Genomic DNA, 18,613 nt, shown 5'->3' with positions numbered 1-18,613 from the left:
CAGCGGACCGTCCATGCGCGCTTCGAGGCGCTGCTGCTCGAGCGGGTGAAGCGCATTCGCATCGGGTCTCCGACAGACGACAACACCAACTTCGGCCCCCTCGTCAGCGCCGCTCAGTTACACAAGGTGCTGGGGTTTATCGAAAGCGGGAAGAAGGAAGGCGCGCGGCTGATAGCGGGAGGATCGCGGATCGAGCACGGTGCGTTTGCTCAAGGGCAATATGTCGAGCCGACTGTCTTCACCGATTGCCGCGACGACATGCGGATCGTGCGCGAGGAAATCTTCGGGCCGGTCATGAGCATCCTGACCTTCGATGACGAAACCGAAGTTATCGCCCGTGCGAACGCGACATCTTATGGACTGGCCGCGGGCGTCGTGACGGAGAATCTTGCGCGTGCACATCGTGTGATTCATGCCATCCAGGCCGGCATCTGCTGGATCAACACCTGGGGCGAATCGCCCGCTGAAATGCCGGTGGGCGGTTACAAGCAATCGGGCGTCGGCCGCGAGAACGGCATCACCACACTCGAACACTACACCAGCATCAAGTCCGTTCAGGTCGAGATGGGCCCCTACCAACCCGTGTTCTAAGGAGCGGTCGATGAGCGCGAAGGAGTTTGATTACATCATCGTCGGCGCGGGGTCGGCGGGCAACGTACTGGCGTCGCGTCTTACGGAAGACGCCGACGTTACCGTGCTGCTGCTCGAAGCTGGCGGACCGGACTACCGTTTCGATTTCCGCACGCAGATGCCGGCCGCGCTGGCCTATCCGTTGCAGGGCCGCCGATACAACTGGGCCTACGAAACCGATCCCGAACCGCACATGAACAACCGTCGCATGGAATGCGGCCGTGGCAAAGGGCTTGGCGGATCGTCGCTGATCAACGGCATGTGCTATATCCGCGGCAACGCGCTCGATTACGATGGATGGGCCAACAGAAAAGGCCTTGAAAACTGGACGTATTCCGATTGCCTCCCGTATTTCCGCAAAGCGGAGACACGTGACGTCGGACCCAATCCTTATCATGGCGGCGATGGTCCGGTCCACGTGACGACATCGAAGCCCGGCAACAATCCATTGTTCGCCGCAATGGTCGAAGCCGGCGTACAAGCAGGCTATCCGCGCACCGATGACCTCAACGGCTACAGTCAGGAGGGCTTCGGACCAATGGATCGAACCGTGACGCCGCAAGGCCGCAGATCGAGTACGGCGCGGGGCTATCTCGACCGCGCGAAGGATCGGCCCAACCTCACTATCGTCACGCACGCGGTGACCGACCGGGTCTTGTTCGCGGGGAAGCGGGCCATCGGCGTTGTGTACCTGCATGGCGGCGAAAACGTGACTGCCCATGCGCGTCGCGAAGTGCTGGTGTGCAGCGGTGCGATCGCATCGCCACAACTGCTGCAGCGTTCGGGCGTTGGACGCTCCACGTGGCTGCGCGAACTCGACGTCCCGTTGGTCCACGACCTGCCCGGCGTGGGTGAGAATCTCCAGGATCATCTGGAGATGTACATGCAGTACGAATGCCTCGAACCCGTGTCGCTGTATCCCGCACTGCAGTGGTGGAACCAGCCGCAGATCGGCATTGAATGGATGTTGAAGGGCACGGGCATTGGCGCGAGCAATCAGTTCGAGGCCGGTGGTTTCATCCGCACGCGCGACGACGATCTATGGCCCAACATTCAGTATCACTTCCTGCCTGTCGCGATCAATTACAACGGTTCCAACCCGATCAAGATGCATGGCTTCCAGGCGCACGTGGGTTCAATGCGTTCACCAAGCCGCGGGCGTATCAAGCTGAAGTCACGCGATCCGAACGCGCACCCGAGCATCTTGTTCAACTACATGTCGGACCCGCTCGACTGGCGTGAATTCCGCGATGCAATACGCATTACGCGCGAGATCATGCAGCAGCCGGCGTTGAAGAAGTATCGTGGCCGCGAGTTGCATCCCGGCGCTGATCTAAAAACCGACGATCAACTCGATGCCTTCGTCAAACAGCGTGCGGAAACTGCCTACCATCCGTCATGCTCGTGCAAAATGGGTTACGACGATATGGCCGTCGTAGATAGCGAAGGCCGCGTGCATGGGCTTGAATCGCTGCGCGTGGTCGACGCGTCGATCATGCCGCAGATCGTGACCGGCAATCTGAACGCGCCGACCATCATGCTCGCTGAAAAGATCGCCGACGCGATTCGCGGGCGTGCGCCGTTCGCTCGTGTCGATACACCCTATTTTGTCGCATCGGGAGTGAAGGCGCGGAAGATGGAAGTGGTTGCTTCAATGTAATCATCGTCTGATAGATTAATCATCAACCAAGGGCATTCCGGTTTGAATAATCGGGATGCCCTTTTTGTTTTGAACCACGATTAAAAATCGTATCTCACACAGTTAATTCCCATATCCGCAACACCGTCTTTTAAGACTGAACCCTATCTCTTTAAGACTGCTCCGATCAGCAAGGGGTCATCGATCAGTGAGAATACGTCCACTCGATGACAGCGCACGGCTCTTTCCGGCACAGACCTCCTGAATGATTTCGGAGGTCCGCATTGCCTCGGTGCAAACCATTTCCCGCGCCCATAACCCTCGAAGTTTTGCAATCGACGATTAATTCGGATCGTTCAGCAATCGATAGCCGCCTCGCGAAAACAGCAGTATCGGACGCAATTGTTTAATACCAGATTAACTGAAGTGATCATAATGACTTTAAAAGACACATGGCATATCTATAAATGCGATAAATGCGACGCTCGCATTGCGCCAGTGATCGAGTCGACCGGATTCGCACGTTCAAACAGCATTGGCGCGGCCCTCTCTGTTCAGGGGCCGGCATGCTGAATCTCAAAGGTCTTCTCAACCGCGTTCTGGATGTCACGCTGATCCTGGCCGGCGCCGCGCTGGCTTATCAACTCCGCTTCGGCGACAGCGCGCCGGCAGGAACAGCAGCAATCGTCGCGTCCACCACGGCTTTTTCAATGGCGCTTTCGCTTGCCGTGTTTCACGCATTTCACGTGTACAGCGATCAAGCGACGAAGCCGCTCGGCAGCGTGCTCGGACAGATCGAATTCGTCTGGCTGATGACACAACTGTGCGGACTGCTCGTGACATTCTGCATCCACAGGACCGATCTCGTATCGCGTCTGTGGTTTGGCTATTGGACCCTTATCACCGCCGCCGCGTTGGCGCTGTCACGCCTGACCGCCCGCATCATTCTTGGACGGATGCGTCATGCGAAATCCAGCCTGCGCAGCGTAGCGATCGTCGCCGCGAGCGAGCATTGCGACTTGCTGATCCGCAGGATGGAAGCATCACGCGAGTCAGGCTTTCACGCGGTCATGACGCTCGATCCGCACGCCAGTCACCAGTTGCGCAACGCTGCCATTTCGCGCCATGCGTCGATTCCGGCGTTCGTGCAGCACGTACGCACCGGTAACGTTCGCGAGCTTTGGCTGGCGATGCCATTGTCCGAACAGCCGCTTATTACGAGCCTCGTAAAAGAGTTCAGGAATGACCTGATCAACATCCGGTTTTTCCCTGACGTCAGCAGCCTGAGCCTTTTCGATGGCGGTGTCATCGACATGATCGGCATGCCTGCAATCAACCTGGTTGCGTCGCCTTTGTCGCCGCTCGCGCTTGCCAACAAGGACATGTTCGATCGTGTGTTCGCAGCGATCGCCCTGCTTGTACTTTCGCCGCTCATGATCGTCATCGCGCTGGCCGTGAAGCTCTCCTCTCCCGGTCCGGTGTTGTTCACGCAACGCCGCAAGGGCGCAGATGGACAGGTGTTCCGGATTTTCAAGTTCCGTTCCATGAGCATGCATGCGCACGACGAAGGTGTCCTGAAGCAGGCCACCCGCAATGACCCGCGCGTGACGCGCGTTGGCGCGTTCCTGCGCCGGACGAGCCTGGACGAACTGCCGCAATTCATCAACGTGCTGATCGGCGACATGTCGGTCGTCGGTCCGCGACCTCACGCAATCGAACATGACGCTTTCTACCAGACAGTGGTCGATGACTACATCCATCGATACCGCATCAAGCCTGGCATCACGGGATGGGCACAAATCAACGGCTTTCGCGGTGAGACAGACCGCGTCGAAAAAATGCAGGGTCGCGTGGACCACGACCTCTATTACCTCCGCAACTGGTCCTTCGCGCTGGACATGCGCATCGTGGCCGCGACGGTCTTGAAAGGACTCAAGCATGGCAATGCTTATTGAAGCTCCGCACAAGATCCACCACGAACCAAACATCAATGAACTGAATGGAAGGACCTCATGAATACCCCAAATACACCCGTCCGCTCGACCGTGCTCAGACTGGCAGCGCTAGGCGCCGCCGGCACGCTATTGTCGGCCTGCGCCGCTGTGCCGGGATGGAAAATGGATACCGGCACGGCTGCAAACATATCTACAAGTACTACGGCGCAAATGCAAACCGCCGGCGCTGAAGACGCGAGTAAAGAAGCGCAACTGCAGTCCGCCACGAGCGAAATCGACGTTGCGTTGATCAGGCAATTGCGCGACGAGAGCCGTCAGGCGCCCGGCTTGAACGAATCGCTGATCTCGCCCGCGACGCCCTATGTTCTCGGCCCCGGCGACGTACTGCAGATTACCGTCTGGGACCACCCGGAACTCGCCGCCGCACAGCTGGCACCCACGCAAAGTGCAACGCGCGCGGCTGATCCGGTAGCGGGATTTGTCATCGACCAGCGCGGCGACGTCATGTTTCCATACGCCGGTCGCGTGCACGTAGCCGGCCTCACCGCGGAGCAAGCACAGGCCGTACTGGTGAGGGCACTCGGAAAGTCGTTCGTCGAACCTCAGGTCACGCTTCGCGTCGCTTCTTACCGGGCGTCGCAGATTTATATAGATGGTGAAATCCATACGCCGGGTCCGCAGCCGATCAACGATATCCCCATGGGACTATACGAGGCCATCAGCCGTGCGGGCGGTTTCAGCCCGACCGCTGATCAAAGCCGCATGGTCATCGTGCGCGATGGCGTTTCGCATCCAATCAACCTCTCGCAGATGCTGGAACGCGGTCAGAATCCTTCGAAAATCGTGCTCAAGAGCGGTGACGTGCTGCGTGTACCTGCTCGCGACGAAAGCGGCGTCTTCGTCATGGGCGAAGTGAACAAGCCGACCACCGCGATGCCGATGCGCAACGGCAAGCTGAGCTTGTCGGACGCTTTGGCGCAGGCAGGCAGCGTCAATCTGGCGTCGTCAAATCCCGGCCAGGTCTACGTGATCCGCGACTCGCTCGGCGACACCCCCAAGGTCTTCCATCTCGATGCGAAGTCTCCGGTCGCAATGATTCTCGCCAACCAGTTCGACCTGCAACCGCACGACGTGGTGTACGTGGACAGCGGCAACCTCGTGCGTTTCAGCCGTGTTCTCAGCTTGCTGATGCCCGCGATCAACGCAGGTCTCACCGCCGCCGTCGTAGCGAAGTGATGTCATGAGAAACATCCTTGTCTTGTGCATTGGCAACATTTGCCGAAGCCCGATGGCGGCAGCGCTTTTGTCCCGCGCGCTGCCTGCCATGACCGTCCATTCCGCCGGACTTGATGCAGTAATCGGCGCGCCCGCTGATCCCATTTCCGTTGCATTGATGGACGAAGCCGGCATGGACATCACGGCACATCGCGGGCAACTGGTGAATACGCCGCTGATCGTACAAGCCGACCTGATCCTCGTCATGGACCGTGCGCAGCAACAAGAAGTGCACCGGCGTTACCCGACCTCGGCGGGAAAAGTGTTCTGTATCGGAGAACACGAACGGGTCGATATTCCAGATCCTTACCGCCAACCTCGTTCTTCCTTTGAACACGCGCTCCGTCTGATCGAGCAAAGTGTCGACAGCTGGGTGCCCCCGATTCGGGCGCTTCACCAACCGAATGCGGAGTAATCCTGATGAAAACCGAAATAACACATACCCCGGCCAAGATGTCGCCAGTAGAAGAGCTCGACCTTGTCCGTTATCTCGACGTGCTGCTTGCTAACCGCCGCCTGATTGGTGCTGTTACCGCCATCACGCTCGCAATTGGCGCGGCCTATGCGGTCATCACGCCTCCCGTGTACGAAGCCGACATGATGATCCAGGTCGAAGACAATGGCGTGAGCGCCGGCAGCCTGCTTGGCGATGCATCGGCGCTTTTCGACGTAAAGACACAAGCAGCCGCGGAACTTGAAATACTGCGTTCGCGCATGGTTATCGGCAAAGCGGTCGACACGCTGCAGCTATATATCGACGCCAAGCCGAAGTATTTCCCGGTCGTCGGCGCCTGGATTGCAAGCAGAAACAAGGGCATGTCCACGCCAGGCCTGTTCGGCAAAGGCGGATATGTGTGGGGTGCCGAGTCTTTGCAGCTCGCGACCTTCGACGTTCCAAAGGCGGTAGAAGGTGAGGCGCTCACGCTCACTGCGCTGGGCAACGGTGACTATCAGCTTGACTACCCCGACCTCGACCGGCCTATCAAGGGACATGTTGGCGTTGCGTTGCAGGTCACGCAGCAGATCGGCACGATCCGGCTGCTCGTTACAGAACTGCATGCGAAACCCGGCGGTCAATTCACGCTCGTGCGCAACTCGCAGCCCAAGACTGTCTCGAACCTGCAGTTGAACCTCGACATTGAGCCAAAGGGCAAGCAGAGCGGCATTATCGGCGCGACGCTTCGCGGCAAGGACCCGGCTTTGACGGCGTCCATCGTGAACCAGATCGGACAGGAATACGTCACGCAGAACGTCGAGCGCAAGACTGCGGAGGCGCAAAGCTCATTGACCTACCTTGAAAGCCAGATGCCGAGGCTAAAGGCGAAGCTGAGCGAATCCGAAGAACGATACAACGCGCTTCGCAACAGGAGCGGCACGTTCAATCTGAGCCAGGAAGGTACGGCGTTCTTGCAGGAAAGTGTTGCATCGGACACGAGCTTGCTCGAACTAAAGCAGAAGAGAGCCGAAATGGCGACCCGCTTCGCGCCGGGGCATCCCGCGCTGCGTGCGCTCGATAACCAGATCGCGGCAGTAACCGCCAAGAGCGGCAACATTGCATCGCGCATGAGGGCGCTGCCCGACATCGAGCAGGAATCCCTGCGTCTCATGCGCGACCTTCAGGTGGACAGCGATACCTACGTCAATGTTGTGAATAACGTCGAGCGCCTGAAGCTCGTCAAGGCAGGAAAGGTCGGCACCGTTCGCCAGATCGACTATGCGAACGTTCCCGAAGAACCCGTCAAGCCGCGCAAAGGGATGGTGCTTGCACTGGCCGGGATGATCGGGCTGATGCTCGGCGTGGCCGCTGCATTCCTTCGCGACGGTCTCTTTGGCGGTCTGACCGATGCGCACGAGATCGAGCAACACACCGGTATGAAGGTATATGGCTCTGTGCCGTTCTCGCCGGCACAGGGCGTGCTCGCGAAGAACGTCGAGGGACGCGCAGTTGGCGTTCATCTTCTGGCTGCATCCCATCCGAACGACGCGCCCATCGAGAGTCTGCGCAGCTTTCGTACCGCTCTGCAATTTGCATTGCTCGGCGCAGCGAATAATCGCGTGGTCATCACGGGTCCTACGCCGGGTATCGGGAAATCCTTTATCTCCGCGAATCTTGCCGCGGTGGTCAGCGCCGCAGGCAAGCGCGTCTTGCTGGTGGATGCCGACCTGCGCAAGGGCTACCTTAATCAATACTTTGGCAAAGCCCGCACATGCGGCCTTTCAGACCTGCTTATAGAAACGGCAACGTTCGATCAGGCGGTGCATCGCAACGTAGCGCCTGGCCTCGATTTCATCAGCACGGGCGCATTCCCGCCGAACTCGGCCGACCTGGTACAGAACGAACGCATGCTGCGCGTGCTCGATCAGATGAGCGCGCAATACGATCTCGTAATTGTCGATACGCCGCCGGTCCTGGCAGTGTCCGATTCCGTCAACATCGCGGCCCACTGCGCGACCGTATTCCTGATTGGGCGATTCAAGCGTACGACTATCGGAGAGTTGCTCGAATCGAACAAGCAACTCGAGCAGGTCAACGTCGCCGTAAAAGGTGTGATCTTCAACGGCCTGGACGCCAAAGGCTTGCGATACGGTTCGAAGTACGGCCAATACCGTTATGTCGCGTATGAATACGGCAAGACTGACAAGCGGACGCCGAAATGAAACCGTACAGTCTGACCCCGCGCCGCACGCAGCCGTCAGTTCCCATGCTCGTGCTTGCGGCTATAGCGGTGCTCGTCACAATGACCGCAGTCTTTCTCGGCAAGCTCAATGCGACGACTGCCACGCTCTCTGTAGTCCTGGCTGTAAGCATCCTCGCGATACGTCCGCGTAACGAATTGCTGCGCCTGTTCAAGCTCTTCCTGCTTGCGACGTTTTGCGTGCTGCCGGCGTGGCAGCTCGCTGCCGGCGACGCGATTTATCTCGATCTGCTGAAGGAAGACAGCACCTCCGTCTTGCTTTGGTTCTTTCTGAGCGTCGCGGGCATCTGGGTTCTGAAGATTTCACTGGACTTGGCGCAGCGTCGCCTAATCGAGCGCGACAACACGCCGGCCGATCAGTCCGGTGTTACGGGACTCGTCTATTTTTTCACCCTGACGTCGGTCGCGGCCATCGCGTTCATTTATTTGAAGCTGGGAGGTTACGCAAAGATCGTCGAGCTCTACGACGAACGGCTCCAGAGCAGCGTGAACGGTTACGATCCGCTCGGCGGCCTGGGCATTGTGCAGGCACTGGCAAATACTGCGCCGCTCTGGATCTTCGTATGCCTGACGTTGCGCCCGCGATGCAGCAGATTGATGACAACCGTCGCCTTCGCCCAGATAGGCGTGTTGGGCTGGCTGGCATCGGGCGTGTTCGGGAATCGCCAGGGCATCATCTTCGCCTATCTGTTCGCAGCGTCGATCTATCACTTCCTGGTCGCACCGATCAGCCGTCGCACAGCGAAGATGTCAGCCATCCTGATGGCGGTCGTCGCACTCGTGCTGATGCCTATCAAGTTCGGTATTGACTATTCCGATCTCGGCAATCTTACCGAACGTTTCGCCGATCAGCGATCGCTCGAGCTCAGCATGGGTCCCGTCAGCTTCTTTTTGTTTCGTGATCTGTCACGCTTCGATGTACAGACGCAAACCATCGAAACGGTCACGAAGAACACCTACGACCTGCCGATGGGACGAAGCTTCGTGGGCGCGGCCGCATCGGTCATACCGAAAGCATTGTGGGAAGACCGTCCGTCCACGTTTGCGGAAGAAAAGAGCGATATCGTCAACGAGGTGCAATCGTCGGGCGACGCCGAGACCACATTGTTATTCGGCATGCCTGGGGAATTCCTCGCGAATTTCGGCTTGATCGGATATGTGCTTTCCTTCTCGCTACCCGCGTTATTGATGGTCGCAGTCAACTCGATCAGCGGTTCGCGCAACCGGAAATGGTTGCCGCTGAAAGTCGTACTGATGCCATTGCCATTTCTGTTTTTCCTGTTCGATTCAAACGTCCTTGCGTACTACGTGGTGCGCTGGATCGTGTTGTTCGCTCTCCCGATGGCCTTTGTATTGAGGTTCTCCGAAGACCACAACAAAGCCGCAGCCTTCGGAGGGCCAACATCATGAAAATTGTTCACGTAGTCGAGACCTGGACCGGCGGAATTGCAACCTATGTACAGACACTAGCCGCGAAGCAACGCGATCTAGGCCATGACATCACACTGCTTTGCGATACCAGCAAAGTGGAAGGCGGATTGAAGATAGATGGCATTGAAGTAGCCGATTACCGGTCAAGCCGCAACCCGGCTAGATTCTGGTCCATATCCAAGGCACTGCAACTGCGCATCGCGTCGCTGCATGCCGATGTTGTTCATTGCCACAGTTCGTTTCCCGGCATGTATGTGCGCTTGCGAAATCATCCGGGTGCGAAGGTTCTCTATACGCCTCACGCGTGGTCGTTTCTCAAAACCGACGTGACGACACCGGCAAAGTTGGCGTATGGTCTGGTCGAACGCGTACTCGCACAACGCTGCGACCGGATACTTTGCATGTCATTTGACGAATTGCGTGCGGCGCGCAAATATCGCATTCCAGCAGACAAGATCGAATTCATCTATACGGGTATCGCCCCCGACGAACGTTCTCAGATTCCTGAATATCGTGCCGAAACGAATTCAACGAAAGTCGGTTATTTCGGACGCCTTGATTATCAGAAGGGCTTTGATGTCGTTCTCGAAGCATTACCGTTACTCGATGCAAGACTTGAAATACACGCATTCGGCGCGGCGGTACGCGGTGGTATCGAAGCAGGTAACGATGCCCGTATCACCTATCACGGCTGGCTGGATGCGGCCGGCACACGGCGCGCGATGCACGAGATGGATGTGATCGTGGTTCCGTCGCGATGGGAGGGGCTTGCGCTCGTGCCCATCGAGGCAATGCGCGCGGGCAAGGTGATTGTCGTGTCGGGTGAAAGTTCGTTACCCGAGCAGGTCATCCATGGATACAACGGCGTCATTCTTCGCGAGCTTACGGGCAGGTGCCTGGCCGAAAACCTCAACCGCCTCACATTGGACGAGTGCAGAAGAATGGGCGCCAATGCGCGTCACGTGTTCGAAAGTACGTTTCAGATCGACCGCTTCCTCAACACCTTGATGAGTTGCTATGAACGCCCCTGATTATTATCTGCTGCACGCCTATAGTTCGCACAACAGCGGCGACGGACTGCTGGTCAAACTCAGTCTCAAGGCGATCCGCGATGCGGGCATAACCAGGACGATCACTGTCGTATGCCTGGACAAGGAATCGTTCGCCGGATATATCGACGATGCGAATATCAGGCTCATTTCGCTCGGCGAATTCTTGCGCGGGCGGTTTCTCGGCGTGTTCTTGCGTCAACGTTCCGTGTACTTCGGCGTGGGCGGTGGCTACTTGCGTGCATCGAGCAGACCGGAAGGATGGAAGTCATTGATCGCACATGGTAGCCAGATCCTCATGTCTTCGTTCGGCGGTTCGAGCCGCCGGATTTACTTTCCGCAAAGCGTTGGACCGTTCGACACATTCGCCGGAAAGCTGCTTGCGCGCATCGTGCGAAGCCGTGTAGAACGCATTTTCCTGCGCGACGACAAAAGCGTGTCCGAACTCGCGCATCCGGCGGCCACGAGAACCGGCGATCTGGTAGTGCTGGAGATTGCGCAGGAAGCGGGGGCAGGCACCTTGCGGCATACAAGGATCGCAGTGCCGCAGGTGTACCTCGTCTTTCGGGACCTGCAGAACAAGCCTTACCGCAATGCATATCTGGAACGCGTGCACGCGCTTATGACGCTTCTGCCTGACGCAAAGCTAGCGATACAGGCGCGCGGTCGCGGCAACAGCGACGATGTCTTTTATCGCGAGCATCTCGGAGTGGACAACGCGGCCATGCTCAAGGACGTGCTTGCCGAGCGTTCTGCAATCGTGGTCTCGGTGAGGCTTCACGGCAGCCTCGAAAGCGTGCTCGCCGGTGTTCCGAGCGTGCACATCGCATACGAACGCAAGGGCCATGCAGCGTTTGGCGATCTGGGGCTCGACGACTTCGTATTTCATGCGAGCGACTTTGATCCCATTGCAGTAGCGAATGCAGTTCGCCTGCTCGTAGAAGACGAGGAGCAATACTGGGTGCGCGTCGAGTCGAATGTTCAACGTAGCCATGAACACTTTGTGGAGGCGATCAAAGATGAACTGCGCACGTTCGATAACGCTGATCATGGACGGTAACTTCCGTCGTGTCGGTGAAGATATCCTGAGTCCCCACATGAGCTATGCGAGGTTTGGCGCACGCTTCACAGATTCTTTCGATCAAGTCGTGATCGTTGCGCGCTCATTTCCCGCAATGGAGGCAATTGGTGAACGCGTGACGGGCGAACACGTTTCGTTCGTCGATCTCGGCGCGAATCGCGGCGTGCGTGCGTTGATTACGAGCGTGCCGCGCTTGCTGATAAGGCTTTATCGACAGCTTGTTACGGCGCCTGTTGTGTTGATCCGGTTCCCCGGAAATATTGCGTCGCTTGCGTTATTCATTTGTTTGATCGGCGGCAAGCGCTTTTCGGCCGAAGTCGTCGCCGATCCTGCCGATTACTTTGGCGCGTCTGCATCAAGGCACCCGTTGCGGCGTGTTGCGCGTCTCGTTCATTGCTGGACGACGCGAATAGCTGCACTTCGTGCAGTTACCGTCCGCTACGTGACAAGCGAGTACCTGCAGCGCAAGTATCCTGCAACAAACGCAGACATGATGTTTGGGTTCAGCGACGTCTATCTGAAGGATGCGTTGTTTGAAACGCCCCTGGTCAGGACGCCGCGACCCGACGGCGGATTACGATTGATCAACACCGCGATGATGCACAACCACAGCAAAGGCCATGGCGTACTGCTGCAAGCAGTCGCGGATCTGCATAAGCGGGACATCGCCGTCGAACTGACCCTGATCGGCGACGGTGCGCTGCGCCCCGAATTCGAAACGCAAGCGGCGCAACTGGGGCTTGGCGATCACGTTACGTTTGTCGGCATCGTGAATGCCGATCTCGTTGCGGATCACGTCGCAGAACATGACTTGTTTGTATTGCCGTCCTTTCAGGAAGGCATGCCACGCGCGATGCTGGAGGCAATGGCCGCAGGAACGCCGGTCATTGCGTCGAACGTAGGCGGTATTCCGGAAGTGCTGGGCGAAGAGAGCATGGTCGCGCCCGGCGACGTTGCCGCCCTGGTTTCAAGCATCGAAATGCTGGCTCGGGACCGGTCACTCCTGCAGGCACGAGCGAAGGCCGCGCGAGAAGCGGCGCTCCCCTTTGGTTTCGACGCGTTACAAGCCCGTTATCGAACCTACTGCGACGCGCTGCTGAAGGCACATGGCAATGCGTAAGGATCTGGTTTATGTCATGCTCGGCTCGGCATTGCCGGCCGTAAGCAATTTTGTCGCGGTTGTCTTCGCACTGAAGTATCTGGACGCAGCGTGGCTAGGCCGCTCTTACGCGTTGCTGGCACTGTTTTTCGTTTCAATAGATGTATTCAATTTCGGTTCTGCCCGGCTGTATAGCGTCACTAAAATTCGTGAGCGTTTTCCAAGTCTGCTGTTTCTGGACACGGTCAGCGCAACAGGTTCGGCTTTGTTTTTCAGCATCGCGGCCTGGATCATGTCCGCCTCGGGAGCGATCGCATTACCTCAGATCTTGCCGATGCTCGTCATCGCGCCCGTCGGTTATGCGACCTCGCATTTTGCGCTCGGCTATCTTCGGCTCAAGGGCGGAAACGCCGCGATATGTGCTGTCTCCACTGTGTCGGCGTTGTGCCGTTGCTCGGTGGTCTGGCTCATCGCGACACATCCGTCATGGTCGCTCTATCTGCCTGATTTGCTTTTGCTCGTGGAAGGTTCGTACGGGACGATGCTGCTTGGTGCTTACCTGATAGTGCGTACACCTGAACCTGCCGCACCGGCGGGTCCGGCCGCATTGCGGCATCTGGTCGGTCTCGGCGGTAAGGAGCTGATCAGCAGCTGGTATTCGAACGCGATATTTTCAGGAGCGAAGCATCTCGACGTGATCATCGCCGCCATGCTTCTTGGACCTGCGGGCGCCGCGCTGTATCGAGGCGCGAAAAGCGTGCATAACCTCGCGTTCAATTTCGGGCAAGCGTTGGCGCTGGTCCTTCATTCGCAAATGCTTGCCTGGCTGCGCGCCTTGCGCAGACATCTTTCAAGAATGTCCCTATTTGGCGTTGCAATCGCGATCTGCGCCTTGTTGACGTTTGGCGCGTTTCTCGCCTTCAAGATCAGGCTCTTTCCCACGGCAAGTCTTGGTTCACCTTCAAGACAATGCCTGTTCCTGTTCCTGATCTTTTTAGGTGCATCGCTGATGTTCGCGTGCAGGCTGATATCGATAACCGTGTTTTCGATCAGCAAACGAACCTTCGTCATCTTGTCGACAATGGAAGTTGGCGTGTCACTCGCATTGCTCTCCTGCCTTTGCCTGATATTCGGCGTGGTGGGTGCGGCGCTGTCGGTGGTGGTGTCGTGCGGATCGGTTCTGCTTGCGTCGCTTGTCGTGGTGCAGCGATCCGCGCACGCCATCCGGGTCGACTGATTCATTGCTCGAAGCGCGAGCGAGCGGCCATCGCAATGCGCACGATGGTCTCGGCGCTCAGGCGTTCTGCAATCTTGTGCACGTAATCATGATGCTGCGCTGAAAGCGGTGCATCGAGATACTGCGCATGCAGGTATCGGATAAGCGCAATGCGTCTGTGCCCCAATGCGATGCTTCTATCAAGCAGCGCGAGGGCCGCCTCTGCGTCGCGTTGTTCGCAAGCAAGCTGCGAAAGCCCGGCGGTTTCAATGCGCGTGGACGTCATCGACGGTTCGGTGCACTGCGATCGAATGCGACTCGGCAGACGCGCGCCATGAGTCGAAGTCCGCCCGGTGCCAGTCTAGCTCGACGCCTACACGCCGCGTGCCCTCACGAATCTTCGGCTTGTACAAAAGCAGCGTGAGCGCATCGAGCGCGGGCCACTCCGTGAACGACAGCGCTGCCACTTCAACGGCGAGCGTTTCCAGCAAACGCGTATGCGGCTTGCTCTCGAGATATGTCGAGACCCGTGTGCACCAAGCCTCGTAATCAATCAACCCGGAGGGATCGCCTTCAACCGGCACGCATCGATAATGCAGGCTCGCATCGATAACAACGGGCTGCGGCGCAAGATACTCGCGTTCATACAAGCCGATGCGTGTAGGCACGACCAGCTCATCGACCACGATGCGCCAGCCGCGGCCTCCAGGCCCGATCGGTTCGTACAGTTTCACGACAAAAGCGGCTCTGCCGCGTCGAGCATGATCTTCACGAAGTAGTCCGCGAAGCTGCGGCGGATCACGAGGTCGAAGCTGTCATCTCCAGTCGGAACGATCGTCACCGATGCCTTGAAGTAATGACTCTGCGCACATTGTCCCGCGCCGAACAAACGCGGATGCAAGTCGAGCGGACAGCCGCGGGCGAGGACATCGCGCGTACGTGCACCGCTTATTTCCAGCACGGTATAACCACTGCCGATATCCACCGCGGCTGCGAACAGACCTTTGAACGCGTTGCGCAGTTTTGCTTCCATCGGCGCCGCTTGCGTGGCCGAATGCGATGCCACCGAGCGCACGAGCCATTCATCGGGACCGAGCCACAGCAGATCGTAGCCATTGCCTGTCGCCGTGGTGTTCGCCTTCTCGGGCGGTTTGCAGCCAAGCACGCTTTCAACGGCGGCAACGAACGCTGCATCGCGCAGATCGCCGCGCAGGTTTACCAGTTCGAGGAACGGCCGCTCGACGAGACGAAACGCCTTCGATCCCGCAGCCAGATGTTTCTTCAGCAGCCCGTCCGTGCCCACCAACGGCGATTCCTGCCACACGCCCTGCCCGATTGCACGATCGACGACCGTCTGATTGCTGCCGTTTTCATTCCACATGTTGACGTGCTCCTTCGCTGTCGTAGAACACCGAGCTGGTGATTTTTGCCGGCATCTGCTTGCCGCCGGCAAGCGGAATCATCACTGACTCGCCGATCTTGTCGAGACCGCCCTTGATCACGGCCATCGCAATCGAGCGCCTTAAAATAGGGCTGAAATAGCTGGAGGTGACATGGCCGAGCATCGGTGCTGTCTCTCCGCTGAACGGACCGGCGACGATTTGCGAGCCTTCCGGGATCACGAACGACCCGTCTTCGGCGAGCAGTCCGACCAGTTGCTTGCGTCCCGCCTTGGCCGTATCCGAACGCGTCAACGAACGCTTGCCAAGAAAGTCCTTCGACTTCGCAACGAGCCCGCCCATGCCAAGGTCGTACGGCGTCATGGAACCATCGGTATCCTGGCCCACGATGATGTAACCCTTCTCCGCACGCAATACGTGCATGGTTTCAGTGCCATAAGGCGTGATGTCGAACTCGGCGCCGGCCGCCATCAACGCTTCCCACACCGCGCGCCCCACGTTCGCGGGCACGTTGACTTCATATGCCAGTTCGCCGGAAAAGCTGATGCGCATGACACGTGATGCCGCGCCCGCGACAGTCCCTTCTCGAAAGCTCATGAACGGAAACGCGGCATTCGCGAAGTCGATATCGCGACAGACCTTCTGCAGGACTTTGCGGCTGTTCGGTCCGACCACGGCAAAGGTCGCCCAGTGATCCGTCACCGATGCCAGGCGCACGCGCATGTCCGGCCACTCGGTCTGCAACCAGCGTTCAAGCCACGTCAGCACGCGAGCCGCGCCGCCGGTGGTGGTCGTCATCATGTAGTGCTGGTCGGCGAGACGTACGGTCACGCCGTCGTCGAAGATCATGCCGTTTTCGTCGAGCATCAGGCCGTAGCGGCATTTGCCCACTTCCAGCTTGCTCCACGGGTTTGTGTAGACCCAGTTGAGCAGCTTCGCGGCGTCGGGACCTTGAATGTCGATCTTGCCAAGGGTCGATGCATCGAGGATGCCGACGCTCGTACGCGTGGCGAGCGATTCACGGGCGACCGCTGCGTGCATGTCTTCACCCGGACGCGGGTAATACCAAGGCCGTTTCCAGTTGCCCACATCTTCGAACGCAGCGCCGTTTTCAACGTGCCACTCGTGCACCGCAGTCTTGCGGACCGGATCGAGAAACTCGCCCAGCTCGCGGCCGGCGAACGTGCCGAAGGTCACCGGCGTGTAGTTCGGACGGAAGGTCGTCGTGCCTGTTTCGGGGATGGTCTTGTTCAAGGCTTGCGCGAGAATCGCCATGCCGTTGATATTGCCGAGTTTGCCCTGATCCGTGCCGAATCCCATCGCCGTATAGCGCTTCACGTGCTCGACCGACTCGAAACCTTCGCGCGCCGCAAGGAAAATATCGGCGGCGGATACATCGTTTTGATAGTCGATGAACTGCTTGGGACCCCGCGTCGCCAGCTCGCGGCCGCCGACGAGCCAAAGCGGCGTCAACGGTGCTTCGCTGATCTCGGCGACTTGCACGGGCGTCGGGCGTGCGACGATCAAGCCGACCGCACGCGCTGCATCCACGCCTGCATCGACGGCAAAACGAATCGCGCGAGCAAGCGTGAATTCGCCCGCGCAACCGCCCACGCTGCTCTCGGCTTGCATGGCCTTGCCGGGGACGAAACACAGTTTTTCGTCATGCCAGTGCGCCTTGCCGCCGGACTGTGCGAACAGGTGCAGGATCGGGCTCCAGCCGCCGGACATGGCGAGCAGGTCGCAAGGCAGGTCGGCTTGTTTCGCGCCAACGGTGCCGTTCGAATAAGCGTTGATTTCAACCGATGCAACCCGCAGCCTGCCCTGCGCAACCGTCACGACCGATCCGTTCAGCACCTTTACACCATAACGTTTTGCCTGAGCCTGCAGCGCGCCTTTTTCATCGGCGAGACGAGGGTCCACGACGGTCACTTGCGCGCCCGCAGCCTTCAGATCCAGTGCACATTGGTAGCCGCTGTCGTTGTTCGTGAACACCACCGCGTTACGTCCCGGCAGCACGGCGAAGCGATGCAGATACGAAGACACGGCCGACGCCAGCATCACGCCCGGAAGGTCGTTGTTGCCAAATACGATGGGGCGTTCCTGCGCGCCGGTCGCGAGAATCACGCGCTTGGCGCGAATTTTCCACATCAGTTCGCGCGTACCCTTTCTCATCGATACCGGCAGATGCTCAGTCAGACGCTGCGTGACGGTGACGAGGTTGTGGTCCTGATACCCAAACGCCGTGCTGCGGCACAGGATCTTCACATCGGGCATCTTGCGCAATTCGGCTTCGATCTTTTGCGCCCATTTCAAGCCAGGCGCACCATCGATTTCCGCGCGGCACGACAGCAGCGAGCCACCGAGTTCCGGCTGGTCATCGACGAGAAACACACGCGCGCCCGACAAAGCCGCCGCATGCGCCGCAGCAAGGCCCGAAGGACCCGCGCCGACCACGAGCACGTCGCAATGCGCGAAGCACTTGTCGTAGCGGTCGGCATCGACTTGTTCCGGCGCCTTGCCGAGACCGGCGGCGTCGCGAATCACTTCTTCGTACTTCGGCCAGAACTTGCGCGGCCACATGAAGGTCTTGTAATAGAAACCGGCGGGAATGAAACGCGCGATCTTCTGGTTCACCGCCATGCGATCGTTTTCGATGCTCGGCTTCGCGTTCACGCTCGTGGCGATTAGCCCTTGATACAACTCGATTTCCGTCGCACGCGCATTCGGCACGGTATAAGCGCCGGTCTCGAGCTGGACGACCGCATTCGGCTCGGCAACGTCGGCTGTCACAATGCCGCGCGGCCGATGGTACTTCCAGCTACGCGCGACAAAGTGCACACCATTGGCGAGCAGCGCGGACGCGAGCGTGTCGCCCTGATGGCCGTGATACGTCTTGCCGTTGAACGTGAACGTGAGCGAGATGGCGCGGTTGATGCGCCCGCCCGTGGCGAGTCGGTCTTTCTGGCTCATTTCGGTTGTCCTTCTTCTTTCGGTTCCATCACGGCGAGCGGCCGGGCGAACGTGTCGTAGCCCTGAAATTCATAGCTCACCGTGTCGCGTTGCGCCATGAACCAGCGGCGGCAGCCCTGCGCATGCATCCATTGCTCGCGATGCACGCCGCGCGGATTCTTGCGCATGA

General features: G+C 58.7%; 16 protein-coding genes. 11 read left to right on the top strand and 5 right to left on the bottom strand.

Annotation, left to right across the window (positions count from 1 at the left end; translation table 11 throughout):
* From ACFFAR_RS05905 to ACFFAR_RS05855, 11 genes are all read left to right on the top strand, one after another.
* On the top strand, positions 1–591 hold a 591-nt coding region (locus ACFFAR_RS05905), incomplete at its 5' end, for an aldehyde dehydrogenase family protein (protein WP_174364032.1).
* A 10-nt stretch (positions 592–601) separates the two neighbouring features.
* Entirely contained in the window at positions 602–2,290 is a 1,689-nt protein-coding gene (betA, locus tag ACFFAR_RS05900) for a choline dehydrogenase (protein WP_375507631.1), read from the top strand.
* Between the two features lie 545 nt (positions 2,291–2,835).
* Entirely contained in the window at positions 2,836–4,224 is a 1,389-nt protein-coding gene (locus ACFFAR_RS05895; protein ID WP_174364034.1) for an undecaprenyl-phosphate glucose phosphotransferase, read from the top strand.
* A 57-nt stretch (positions 4,225–4,281) separates the two neighbouring features.
* Positions 4,282–5,460 carry a polysaccharide biosynthesis/export family protein gene (locus ACFFAR_RS05890; protein WP_174364035.1) on the top strand — a complete coding sequence of 393 codons (1,179 nt, stop codon included), beginning with the start codon at positions 4,282–4,284 and terminating at the stop codon, positions 5,458–5,460.
* A gap of 52 nt (positions 5,461–5,512) precedes the next feature.
* Entirely contained in the window at positions 5,513–5,914 is a 402-nt protein-coding gene (locus tag ACFFAR_RS05885) for a low molecular weight phosphotyrosine protein phosphatase (RefSeq protein ID WP_231941584.1), read from the top strand.
* A gap of 5 nt (positions 5,915–5,919) precedes the next feature.
* Positions 5,920–8,157, top strand: coding sequence for a polysaccharide biosynthesis tyrosine autokinase (locus ACFFAR_RS05880; protein ID WP_375507630.1), 2,238 nt, complete (start codon positions 5,920–5,922; stop codon positions 8,155–8,157).
* Complete coding sequence (locus tag ACFFAR_RS05875) at positions 8,154–9,605, top strand: hypothetical protein (RefSeq protein ID WP_174363138.1); 1,452 nt, start codon at positions 8,154–8,156, stop codon at positions 9,603–9,605. The genes ACFFAR_RS05880 and ACFFAR_RS05875 overlap by 4 nt, the downstream gene beginning before the upstream one ends.
* Positions 9,602–10,657 (top strand): glycosyltransferase, encoded by a 1,056-nt coding sequence (locus tag ACFFAR_RS05870; protein ID WP_174363137.1) that lies wholly within the window; start codon positions 9,602–9,604, stop codon positions 10,655–10,657. Before ACFFAR_RS05875 ends, ACFFAR_RS05870 begins: the two co-directional genes overlap by 4 nt.
* Positions 10,644–11,735, top strand: a complete 1,092-nt coding sequence (locus tag ACFFAR_RS05865) for a polysaccharide pyruvyl transferase family protein (protein ID WP_375507629.1) — start codon at positions 10,644–10,646, stop codon at positions 11,733–11,735. Before ACFFAR_RS05870 ends, ACFFAR_RS05865 begins: the two co-directional genes overlap by 14 nt.
* On the top strand, positions 11,695–12,876 hold the full coding sequence (locus ACFFAR_RS05860) for a glycosyltransferase family 4 protein (protein WP_375507628.1): 1,182 nt from the start codon (positions 11,695–11,697) through the stop codon (positions 12,874–12,876). The genes ACFFAR_RS05865 and ACFFAR_RS05860 overlap by 41 nt, the downstream gene beginning before the upstream one ends.
* The gene (locus ACFFAR_RS05855) at positions 12,863–14,092 is read left to right on the top strand and encodes a hypothetical protein (protein WP_174363136.1); all 1,230 of its coding nucleotides are present in this window, start codon (positions 12,863–12,865) and stop codon (positions 14,090–14,092) included. The genes ACFFAR_RS05860 and ACFFAR_RS05855 overlap by 14 nt, the downstream gene beginning before the upstream one ends.
* Position 14,093: 1 nt before the next feature.
* On the opposite strand, the gene ACFFAR_RS05850 is transcribed toward ACFFAR_RS05855, so the two are convergent.
* From ACFFAR_RS05850 to ACFFAR_RS05830, 5 genes are all read right to left on the bottom strand, one after another.
* Complete coding sequence (locus ACFFAR_RS05850) at positions 14,094–14,357, bottom strand: hypothetical protein (RefSeq protein ID WP_062003559.1); 264 nt, start codon at positions 14,355–14,357, stop codon at positions 14,094–14,096.
* The gene (locus ACFFAR_RS05845) at positions 14,338–14,805 is read right to left on the bottom strand and encodes a dihydroneopterin aldolase (protein WP_174363135.1); all 468 of its coding nucleotides are present in this window, start codon (positions 14,803–14,805) and stop codon (positions 14,338–14,340) included. Before ACFFAR_RS05845 ends, ACFFAR_RS05850 begins: the two co-directional genes overlap by 20 nt.
* The gene (locus tag ACFFAR_RS05840; RefSeq protein WP_174363134.1) at positions 14,802–15,452 is read right to left on the bottom strand and encodes a sarcosine oxidase subunit gamma; all 651 of its coding nucleotides are present in this window, start codon (positions 15,450–15,452) and stop codon (positions 14,802–14,804) included. Before ACFFAR_RS05840 ends, ACFFAR_RS05845 begins: the two co-directional genes overlap by 4 nt.
* Positions 15,442–18,444 carry a sarcosine oxidase subunit alpha family protein gene (locus tag ACFFAR_RS05835; RefSeq protein WP_375507627.1) on the bottom strand — a complete coding sequence of 1,001 codons (3,003 nt, stop codon included), beginning with the start codon at positions 18,442–18,444 and terminating at the stop codon, positions 15,442–15,444. The genes ACFFAR_RS05840 and ACFFAR_RS05835 overlap by 11 nt, the downstream gene beginning before the upstream one ends.
* Positions 18,441–18,613, bottom strand: a 173-nt coding sequence (locus ACFFAR_RS05830; RefSeq protein WP_375507632.1) for a sarcosine oxidase subunit delta, incomplete at its 5' end; no start/stop codon positions are given. The genes ACFFAR_RS05830 and ACFFAR_RS05835, both read right to left, overlap by 4 nt.

It is taken from the genome of uncultured Caballeronia sp., assembly GCF_964243625.1.
Lineage (GTDB): Bacteria > Pseudomonadota > Gammaproteobacteria > Burkholderiales > Burkholderiaceae > Caballeronia.
The sequence above is the reverse complement of the archived record's forward strand: the minus strand, read 5'-3'. Positions and strand labels throughout refer to the sequence as shown.

What these genes read in the sequence shown, in the direction of transcription:
- betA (WP_375507631.1), top strand. Translation starts at nt 602, where the DNA reads ATGAGCGCGAAGGAGTTTGATTACATCATCGTCGGCGCGGGGTCGGCG.
- ACFFAR_RS05895 (WP_174364034.1), top strand. Translation starts at nt 2,836, where the DNA reads ATGCTGAATCTCAAAGGTCTTCTCAACCGCGTTCTGGATGTCACGCTG.
- ACFFAR_RS05890 (WP_174364035.1), top strand. Translation starts at nt 4,282, where the DNA reads ATGAATACCCCAAATACACCCGTCCGCTCGACCGTGCTCAGACTGGCA.
- ACFFAR_RS05885 (WP_231941584.1), top strand. Translation starts at nt 5,513, where the DNA reads ATGGCGGCAGCGCTTTTGTCCCGCGCGCTGCCTGCCATGACCGTCCAT.
- ACFFAR_RS05880 (WP_375507630.1), top strand. Translation starts at nt 5,920, where the DNA reads ATGAAAACCGAAATAACACATACCCCGGCCAAGATGTCGCCAGTAGAA.
- ACFFAR_RS05875 (WP_174363138.1), top strand. Translation starts at nt 8,154, where the DNA reads ATGAAACCGTACAGTCTGACCCCGCGCCGCACGCAGCCGTCAGTTCCC.
- ACFFAR_RS05870 (WP_174363137.1), top strand. Translation starts at nt 9,602, where the DNA reads ATGAAAATTGTTCACGTAGTCGAGACCTGGACCGGCGGAATTGCAACC.
- ACFFAR_RS05865 (WP_375507629.1), top strand. Translation starts at nt 10,644, where the DNA reads ATGAACGCCCCTGATTATTATCTGCTGCACGCCTATAGTTCGCACAAC.
- ACFFAR_RS05860 (WP_375507628.1), top strand. Translation starts at nt 11,695, where the DNA reads ATGAACTGCGCACGTTCGATAACGCTGATCATGGACGGTAACTTCCGT.
- ACFFAR_RS05855 (WP_174363136.1), top strand. Translation starts at nt 12,863, where the DNA reads ATGGCAATGCGTAAGGATCTGGTTTATGTCATGCTCGGCTCGGCATTG.
- ACFFAR_RS05850 (WP_062003559.1), bottom strand. Translation starts at nt 14,357, where the DNA reads ATGACGTCCACGCGCATTGAAACCGCCGGGCTTTCGCAGCTTGCTTGC.
- ACFFAR_RS05840 (WP_174363134.1), bottom strand. Translation starts at nt 15,452, where the DNA reads ATGTGGAATGAAAACGGCAGCAATCAGACGGTCGTCGATCGTGCAATC.
- ACFFAR_RS05835 (WP_375507627.1), bottom strand. Translation starts at nt 18,444, where the DNA reads ATGAGCCAGAAAGACCGACTCGCCACGGGCGGGCGCATCAACCGCGCC.